This window comes from Streptomyces sp. NPDC060028 (genome assembly GCF_042736725.1).
Taxonomy (GTDB): Bacteria; Actinomycetota; Actinomycetes; order Streptomycetales; family Streptomycetaceae; genus Streptomyces.
Genome location: NZ_JBHWVJ010000160.1, coordinates 1 through 6,029 on the forward strand (window position 1 = coordinate 1; position 6,029 = coordinate 6,029).

5 protein-coding genes are annotated in these 6,029 nt (G+C 71.9%); 3 read left to right on the plus strand and 2 right to left on the minus strand.

All coding sequences use genetic code 11. The annotated features are described in order from the left end of the window. Positions 1–165: 165 nt before the first annotated feature. Both ACFWBF_RS36960 and ACFWBF_RS36965 read right to left on the minus strand, forming a co-directional pair. Positions 166–1,122: a DeoR/GlpR family DNA-binding transcription regulator gene (locus tag ACFWBF_RS36960; protein ID WP_385609218.1), complete on the minus strand. Its 957-nt coding sequence runs from the start codon at positions 1,120–1,122 to the stop codon at positions 166–168. Between the two features lie 175 nt (positions 1,123–1,297). Further along, positions 1,298–2,737 carry an NAD(P)H-quinone dehydrogenase gene (locus ACFWBF_RS36965; RefSeq protein WP_385609219.1) on the minus strand — a complete coding sequence of 480 codons (1,440 nt, stop codon included), beginning with the start codon at positions 2,735–2,737 and terminating at the stop codon, positions 1,298–1,300. Between the two features lie 173 nt (positions 2,738–2,910). On the opposite strand from ACFWBF_RS36965, the gene ACFWBF_RS36970 reads away from it, so the two are divergent. The 3 genes from ACFWBF_RS36970 to ACFWBF_RS36980 all read left to right on the plus strand — a co-directional run bounded on the left by ACFWBF_RS36970 (position 2,911) and on the right by ACFWBF_RS36980 (position 5,978). Beyond that, positions 2,911–3,348 (plus strand): gamma-glutamylcyclotransferase, encoded by a 438-nt coding sequence (locus ACFWBF_RS36970; protein WP_385235004.1) that lies wholly within the window; start codon positions 2,911–2,913, stop codon positions 3,346–3,348. 125 nt (positions 3,349–3,473) lie between these two features. Next, positions 3,474–4,280: a purine-nucleoside phosphorylase gene (locus ACFWBF_RS36975; protein WP_385609220.1), complete on the plus strand. Its 807-nt coding sequence runs from the start codon at positions 3,474–3,476 to the stop codon at positions 4,278–4,280. 36 nt (positions 4,281–4,316) lie between these two features. Next, complete coding sequence (locus ACFWBF_RS36980; RefSeq protein ID WP_385609221.1) at positions 4,317–5,978, plus strand: phospho-sugar mutase; 1,662 nt, start codon at positions 4,317–4,319, stop codon at positions 5,976–5,978. Positions 5,979–6,029: the final 51 nt, after the last annotated feature.

The window sequence follows — 6,029 nt, forward strand, 5'->3', positions numbered from 1 at the left end:
ACCGCTCGGGCACGATCGTCGGCCACTCGGCCGAGGTGGGCGCCACCCTCACGGCGGGCGCGACTATCTGCGAGATCAAGGACTTACCCCACCCCTAAACCCCGGGTGGGGCTGCGATCGAAGCCCCACCCGGCGTTTCGGCTTTCACGCCGCGCGCACCAACGGCTAACGCCGCCGCATGTCCGCGACCCGTGCCCGCTCCCCGGCCTGCTGCTCCAGCATCGCCGCAGGCGACCCGGCGGTGCGCAGCTGGGCCGACGGCCCGCCGCGCCGTTGCACCGGCAGCGGGGACTCCCGGCGCGGCCGCCGCCCGACCATCCCCTCGCCACCGCCGGAGGCGGCCGACCCGGCCACGGTGATCTGCACGCCCTGATCGGCCAGCGCCTGGAGTTCCGTCGCCGCCCGGTCGTCGTGCGCGGGCGGCTCGTCGGTCACCAGGCGGGTGATGACGTCGGTCGGCACGGTCTGGAACATCGTGTCCGTCCCGAGCTTCGTGTGGTCGGCCAGCACCACCACCTCCGCCGCCGCCTGTACCAGCGCCCGGTCCACGCTCGCGGAGAGCATGTTGGACGTGGACAGCCCGCGCTCGGCGGTCAGTCCGCTGCCCGACAGGAAGGCGCGGGAGACCCGCAGCCCTTGCAGGGACTGCTCGGCGCCGCTGCCCACGAGGGCGTAGTTGGACCCGCGCAGGGTGCCGCCGGTCATCACCACTTCCACCCGGTTGGCATGGGCCAGCGCCTGGGCGACGAGCAGCGAGTTGGTGACGACGGTCAGGCCGGGCACCCGGGCGAGCCGGCGGGCCAGCTCCTGGGTCGTGGTGCCCGCGCCGACGACGACGGCTTCGCCCTCTTCGACGAGGCCTGCCGCGACATCGGCAATGGCGGTCTTCTCCGCCGTCGCGAGATGGGACTTTTGCGGAAAGCCGGACTCCCGCGTGAAACCGCCCGGCAATACCGCACCGCCGTGTCGGCGGTCGAGGAGTCCTTCGGCCTCCAGCGCCCGCACGTCCCGCCGTACGGTCACTTCGGAGGTCTGGACGACGCGGGCGAGCTCCCGGAGCGATACCGCTCCGTTGGCCCGCACCATTTCGAGGATCAATTGGCGACGTTCTGCAGCGAACACGAAACTGACAGTAACCCCAACGACCGTCTGCTTTCAGCTCTTTGCGCCGGAATACCGAAGTTGTCCATAAGGTGTGGCGACTAGTGGTATACGCGGTCGGGCAGTCGCGTGAACTTCACACCACCAGCCGCCACCCCCTCCCAAAGCCCTTGGGGAACACGGCGGTTGGCCGGGCTCAGGCTTCCCCGGCGGCCTTCCGCGTGTGCAGCTGGCGCGCCACCTCGGCGATCGATCCCGACAGCGAGGGGTACACGGTGAACGCGTTTGCGATCTGCTCGACCGTCAGGTTGTTGTCGACGGCGATCGAGATCGGGTGAATCAGCTCGCTCGCGCGCGGCGAAACGACCACACCACCCACCACGATCCCGGTGCCCGGACGGCAGAACATCTTCACGAAGCCGTCCCGGATGCCCTGCATCTTGGCGCGCGGGTTGCGCAGCAGCGGGAGCTTGACCACCCGCGCGTCGATCTTGCCGGAGTCGACGTCGGCCTGCGTGTAACCGACGGTGGCGATCTCCGGGTCGGTGAAGACGTTGGAGGACACCGTCTTGAGGTTCAGCGGGGCCACCGCGTCGCCCAGGAAGTGGTACATCGCGATACGGCCCTGCATGGCGGCGACGGAGGCGAGGGCGAAGATGCCCGTCACGTCACCGGCGGCGTACACGCCCGGCGTCGAGGTCCGCGACACCTTGTCGGTCCAGATGTGCCCGGACTCCTTGAGCCGGACCCCGGACTCCTCCAGGTTCATGTTCTTGGTGTTCGGGATGGCGCCGACGGCCATCAGGCAGTGCGTACCGGAGATGACCCGCCCGTCGGAGAGGGTGACCTCGACCCGGTCGCCGACGCGCTTGGCGGACTCGGCGCGCGAGCGCCCGATGACGTTCATGCCGCGGCGGCGGAACACGTCCTCCAGCACGGCGGCCGCGTCCGGGTCCTCGCCGGGCAGCACGCGGTCGCGGGAGGAGACCAGGGTCACCCGGGACCCCAGGGCCTGGTACGCGCCGGCGAACTCGGCGCCGGTCACACCGGAGCCGACCACGATGAGCTCCTCGGGGAGCTCCTCCAGGTCGTAGACCTGCGTCCAGTTCAGGATGCGCTCGCCGTCGGGCATCGCGTCCGGGATCTCACGGGGGTGGCCGCCGGTCGCGATCAGCACCGCGTCGGCGGTCAGGATCGTCTCGGAGCCGTCGGCGGCCGTGACGATGACGTCGCGCGTGCCGTCGATGCCCTGCGGGCCGCCGAGCTTGCCGCGGCCGCGTACGACACGGGCGCCGGCCCGGGTGACGGAGGCGGTGATGTCGTGGGACTGGGCGAGCGCGAGGCGCTTGACGCGCCGGTTCACCTTGCCGAGGTCCACGCCGACGACGCGCGCGGCCTGCTCGATGTGCGGGGTGTCGTCCGCGACGACGATGCCGAGCTCTTCGTAGGACGAGTCGAAGGTGGTCATCACCTCGGCGGTCGCGATAAGAGTCTTGGAGGGCACGCAGTCGGTCAGGACCGAGGCCCCTCCGAGGCCGTCGCAGTCGACGACCGTCACCTCCGCGCCGAGCTGGGCCCCCACGAGGGCCGCCTCATACCCGCCGGGTCCGCCGCCGATGATCACGATCCGGGTCACGAAAAGTCCGCCTCACGTCTACCCGGTCGGCTGCCGCCCCGGCCGGTGTTCCGGGGGGTCTCCCCGGGGGATGCATTCCGTGCCCCATTGTCCCGCACGCATCAAGGTGCTTCGCGCCCGGTCCCGCCATCCGGGCACGCGGGCACCGGCGCCCCTCCCGTACCCTCGACCTCATGTCGCTCTACGCCGCGTACGCCGGCAACCTCGACCCGCGGCTGATGACGCGCCGCGCTCCGCATTCGCCGCTGCGCGGCACGGGCTGGATCAACGACTGGCGGCTGACCTTCGGCGGCGAGCAGATGGGCTGGGAAGGCGCACTCGCCACGATCGTCGAAGCCCCCCGCCACCAGGTGTTCGTCGCCCTGTACGACATCGCCCCGCTGGACGAGGACTCCATGGACCGCTGGGAGGGCGTCGGGCTGGACATCTACCGGCGCATGCGGATCCGGGTGCACACCCTGGACGGCGAGGAGGCCGCCTGGGTGTACGTCCTGAACGGCTACGAGGGCGGCCTGCCGTCGGCGCGCTACCTGGGCGAGCTCGCCGACGCGGCCGAATCGGCGGGGGCGCCGCACGACTACGTGATGGAACTCCGCAAGCGGCCCTGCTGACACCTCCTCTCGCCGGGCCCGTAACGCCCGTGGGGACGATTCGGCGGAAACGACAAGGCAACGATCCGAACACCGTGAGCTGTGCCATCTACGCGCGTAGGGATTGAGCGGCTACGCTCGTCCGCGTGAACGCATCTGTTACCGACCCCTTCGCCGCCGCCGACGCCGCCGCCGCCCGACTGCGCGAGCTGACCGGCGCCGAGACCCACGATGTCGCCCTCGTGATGGGCTCCGGCTGGGCCCCCGCCGCGGAGGCGCTCGGCGCGCCCGAGGCCGAGTTCCCGGTCACCGAGCTGCCCGGCTTCCCGCCCCCGGCAGTAGAGGGCCACGGCGGCAAGATCCGCTCGTACAAGATCGGCGACAAGCGCGCGCTGCTCTTCCTCGGCCGGACCCACTACTACGAGGGCCGCGGCGTCTCCGCCGTCGCCCACGGTGTCCGTACCGCGGTCGCCGCCGGCTGCAAGACCATCGTCCTGACCAACGGCTGCGGCGGCCTGCGCGAGGGCATGAAGCCCGGCCAGCCCGTCCTGATCAGTGACCACCTGAACCTGACGGCCACCTCCCCGATCGTCGGCGCGAACTTCGTGGACCTGACCGACCTGTACTCGCCGAAGCTGCGCGCGATGTGCAAGGAGATCGACCCGTCCCTCGAAGAGGGCGTCTACGTGCAGTTCCCCGGCCCGCACTACGAGACCCCGGCCGAGATCAACATGATCCGCGTCATGGGCGCCGACCTGGTCGGCATGTCCACCGTGCTGGAGGCCATCGCCGCCCGCGAGGCCGGCGCGGAGGTGCTCGGCATCTCCCTGGTCACCAACCTGGCGGCGGGCCTGTCCGGCGAGCCGCTGAACCACGAAGAGGTGCTCCAGGCCGGTCGCGACTCGGCCGCGCGCATGGGCACGCTGCTGACGCAGGTCCTCGCCCGCATCTGATCGACGTACGAGAGCCCGAGAGCTAAGGCGGAAGTAGTGCAGGAACAGGCACAGGACGATCTGATCACCCGGGCCCAGGCCTGGCTGGCCGAGGACCCTGACCCGGAGACGGCGGACGAGCTCGGCAAGCTGCTCTCGGCCGGCGACACGGCCGAGCTCGCGGACCGGTTCTCCGGGATGCTCCAGTTCGGCACCGCCGGACTGCGCGGCGAGCTCGGCGCGGGCCCGATGCGGATGAACCGCGCCGTGGTCATCCGGGCCGCGGCGGGTCTGGCGGCCTACCTGAAGGCCCAGGGCCACGCCGGCGGCCTGGTCGTCGTCGGCTACGACGCGCGCTACAAGTCGGCGGACTTCGCGCGCGACACCGCCGCCGTGATGACCGGTGCCGGCCTGCGCGCGGCCCTCCTGCCCCGCCCGCTGCCGACGCCCGTCCTCGCGTACGCCATACGGCACCTGGGCGCCGTCGCCGGCGTCGAGGTGACCGCGAGCCACAACCCGCCCCGGGACAACGGCTACAAGGTCTACCTCGGCGACGGCTCGCAGATCGTGTCCCCGTCGGACGCGGAGATCGCGGCGCAGATCGACGCGATCAGCGCCCTGGCGGACGTGCCCCGCCCGGCGGACGGCTGGCTGCAGCTCGACGAGGAGGTCCTGGAGGCCTACCTGACGCGCACGGACGCCGTCCTGACCCCCGGATCCCCCCGGGGCGTACGGACCGTCTACACGGCCCTGCACGGCGTCGGCAAGGACGTCGTCATGGCGGCCTTCGCCCGCGCCGGCTTCCCGGAGCCGGTGCTCGTCGCCGAGCAGGCCGAGCCGGACCCGGCCTTCCCGACGGTGGCCTTCCCCAACCCGGAGGAGCCGGGTGCGATGGACCTGTCCTTCGCGAAGGCGGCGGAGGTCGGCCCGGACATCGTGATCGCGAACGACCCGGACGCGGACCGCTGCGCGGTGGCCGTCCCGGACGGCTCGGCCGCCTCGGGCTGGCGGATGCTGCGCGGCGACGAGGTCGGCGCGCTGCTGGCGGCGCACCTGGTGCACAAGGGCGCGCAGGGCGTCTTCGCGGAGTCCATCGTCTCCTCCTCCCTCCTCGGGCGGATCGCGCAGGCGGCGGGCGTGGGCTACGAGGAGACCCTGACGGGCTTCAAGTGGATCTCCCGCGTCGAGGGCCTGCGCTACGGCTACGAGGAGGCGCTCGGCTACTGCGTGGACCCCGAGGGCGTCCGCGACAAGGACGGCATCACCGCCGCGCTGCTGGTGGCGGAGCTGGCTTCGGAGCTGAAGGAGCAGGGCCGCACCCTGACCGACCTGCTGGACGACCTGGCGATGGCCCACGGGCTGCACGCCACGGACCAGCTGTCGGTCCGCGTCTCGGACCTGTCGGTCATCGCCTCGGCGATGGCGGCGCTGCGCGCGCAGCCGCCGGCGTCCCTGGCGGGGCTGCGGGTGGTCTCGGCGGAGGACCTGGCGGTCGGTTCGGCGGCTCTCCCGCCGACGGACGGCCTGCGCTACCACCTGGACGGTGACTACAAGGCCCGGGTCATCGTGCGCCCGTCGGGCACGGAGCCGAAGCTGAAGTGCTACCTGGAGGTGGTGGTCCCGGTGGCGGAAGCCTCGGACCTCGCCCCGGCCCGCACCCGCGGCCAGGAAGTCCTGGACGCGATCAAGAAGGACCTCGCGTCCGCGGCGGGCATCTAGTGCTGTGACCGGAAAGGTTCACCGCGTCGCGGCGCCCGGCACGGCGCCTCG